General features: G+C 63.5%; 5 protein-coding genes. All 5 read right to left on the reverse strand.

All coding sequences use genetic code 11. The annotated features are described in order from the left end of the window. Window positions 1-346 (reverse strand): hypothetical protein (locus Y707_RS28130; RefSeq protein WP_216699319.1); only part of this gene is annotated, 346 nt, incomplete at its 3' end. A 172-nt stretch (window positions 347-518) separates the two neighbouring features. Continuing rightward, window positions 519-1,136 (reverse strand): hypothetical protein, encoded by a 618-nt coding sequence (locus Y707_RS0120865; RefSeq protein WP_026536484.1) that lies wholly within the window; start codon window positions 1,134-1,136, stop codon window positions 519-521. Window positions 1,137-1,184: 48 nt separating this feature from the next. After that, complete coding sequence (locus Y707_RS29280) at window positions 1,185-1,754, reverse strand: DUF6286 domain-containing protein (RefSeq protein ID WP_051442274.1); 570 nt, start codon at window positions 1,752-1,754, stop codon at window positions 1,185-1,187. Next, complete coding sequence (locus Y707_RS28140) at window positions 1,751-2,161, reverse strand: Asp23/Gls24 family envelope stress response protein (protein WP_051442275.1); 411 nt, start codon at window positions 2,159-2,161, stop codon at window positions 1,751-1,753. The genes Y707_RS29280 and Y707_RS28140 overlap by 4 nt, the downstream gene beginning before the upstream one ends. After that, window positions 2,158-2,334 carry a DUF2273 domain-containing protein gene (locus Y707_RS31940; RefSeq protein ID WP_026536485.1) on the reverse strand — a complete coding sequence of 59 codons (177 nt, stop codon included), beginning with the start codon at window positions 2,332-2,334 and terminating at the stop codon, window positions 2,158-2,160. Before Y707_RS31940 ends, Y707_RS28140 begins: the two co-directional genes overlap by 4 nt. Between the last annotated feature and the right edge of the window lie 53 nt (window positions 2,335-2,387).

A 2,387-nucleotide genomic window follows, 5' to 3' on the forward strand; every position in this document is an offset into this window, starting at 1 on the left:
CTTCCTCCTCCTGCTCGTCGGCGTCTCCGCCGGCCTTGAGGGCGTTAAGGCGTTCGGTACGGTTCTGCAGGTTGGTGCCGACGGACTCGATGCCACGGGTGGCGCCTGCAAGCACAGCGTTCCTGGCCGCTTCAGTGAGCTGGCCGGTGATCTGCTCCATCAGCTTCTTGGCCTCCGGCGATGATTCGACCAGCTTGTTCAGTTGGCCGAGCATTTCACCCTTATTGCCGCTGATTTTCTTCCCGGCGAGACCACCGGCCATGGTGAGCGCCAGCTTCCCTTTTTTCGTTCGGCCGAGCAGGTACCCGCCTAATAGAATTCCTGCGAGCTTCATTTTCTCATCCATCAGATTTCCTCCCGATTAGTGGGTGGTGCATCCCTTCCAGGGGCACACCAAGCATGCTTAGTAATTCTAGTGTCCCAAAAGCATAACGTCAGAGTGTCGAATATGCCGCGCCGCCCCGGAAGCAAAATTCTGCTGCCAGCTGCTTCATGTTCGCGGTTGCGACGTGATGTTGTTACAGCACTACAGTTTTGCTGCTCTTGGTACTGCCTGAAATGTCGAGCAGGATAGCCAGCCGCTGCAGCGGAACCTCCAGTGCCGTCTCGACGTCAGCGGCGGTGCGGCTGCAGATGTAATCTACGAGCTCCCGGATGTCCGCCCGGTCGCCGACGGTGGTGTGAACGGTCAGTTCGGGCTCGGATGCGGTCCCGCGCAGAACGGCATCACTGCGTACGACGCCGGGAAAGGCTTCTAGTTGCCCGGCTACGGCCTCGGTGACCACGTCCGGGCGGCATAGGGTCAGCCCGTCCGCGCCATCATTATGCAGCCGGAGCATGCGCGCTTGATTCCTGCGGGGCACTTGCTTGAGCAGCCAGCCAAGTGCCAGCAGCGCCAGGACCAGTCCCGCGACGGCGGTCACGACGGCGACGGCTGTTGGCTGAATCAGCGACTGCAGATCACCTGCCACCACTGGCTGCGACGGCGGGGGAACTTGCGCCGGCAGACCGGCGGCGCCGGTTAAGCTGGTGGCCAGCCCGGTCGCCAAAAGCACGCCCGCAATCCCTGCCAGCAGGGTGATGATCCCGATGCTGGCAAGCCATGTCCGGTTCAGCGGTCCTACTGTCTGGCGCATAATCGGCTCCTTCCGTGGGTATTGGCGGCTTGGGATGTCCGGTGCTTGTTAGTCGCTGATCGAACGGACACGCACGCCCACCTTCGGTTTGTGCACCAAGCCGGTGGATTGGAGCCGTTCTGCCACCGACTCCGCAACACGACGGCGCAGGTCGCCCGGTTGGCGCAACGGGGAGGTGACAGTCAACCGGACCTTTTTGCCCTTCACTCTGGCCTTGCTGGTCGTCACGCCATCCATACGTTCAGCGTGCGCGGTGGCCAAGCGGGTGAGAGCGCGGTTGCTGAGCAGCGCTTCGGTGGCACGGTCGTCGTCGCCTCCTGCCTGCACCGCCATGCCGCTGAACTTCCCCGGAATGAGTGCAGCCAATAACAACACGATGCCGATCACCACCGCGGCGATGGCGATGATCCAGGTGCCGGGGCTGTCCCAGGACAGAGAGCCGAACCATTGCACGGCGGTGGCCAAAAATCCCGGCCACGACCCGTTGACCAAGCGGGCAACGCTGAGCCAGATGGCGGCGACGCCAAGGGCCAGCAGCACGATGGCAACGAGAGAGGCTGCCAGTGACCGTCCTGGGCGTCGGCGGAGCCGTTTTGAATGTGGGTGGTTCCTGCTCATTCCAGCCTCCTGGTCCGGGACGCGGCGTCGTCGGGCAGCAGCCAGGAGATTTCGACGTCGACCTGGCGCACATCGATACCCGTCAGGTTGGTGACCCGTGAACGGACCCGCTGCCGCAGTTCTTCACCGGTGCGGCGCAACGGAACCGGGTAGCGCACCCCGACTGTCACCTCGATGGTCGCCACCTGTCCGCTCAGCTTCACGTTGACCTTGGGCCTGGCTGAGAGCTCCGGGTGGTTACCGATCCCCAGGAAACCACCGGTGGATCCTCCCACCGCGTCCAGTTCCCCAGCCGCCCGACTGGCGATTTTCTCCACGACTTTTTCGGCGATCTCCAGCCGGCCGCGGGATTCGACATCAGTTTCCTCTTGGTGGCGCCCGGCTCGTGCCGCTGGGGTGTTGCTCACCGCCGGCCCCGGTCAAACAGCTCGCGCAGGTCCAGCTTGCCGTCCACCACGCGTCCGATGACCAAGCCGACGGCACCCAGCAGGGCAACAATCAAGAAAGCGTCGAAACCGCCGAATACGGCCACCAGTCCCAGTATCAGCCCGGCCAGTAAGCCCATGGCTGTTGCATTCATAACCCGCTCCTTCCGCGGCAGGTGTGCACCGGCCGGCGCCGGTGCACACCGAT

This window comes from Arthrobacter sp. H14 (assembly GCF_000520495.1).
Classification (GTDB): Bacteria; Actinomycetota; Actinomycetes; order Actinomycetales; family Micrococcaceae; genus Arthrobacter_C.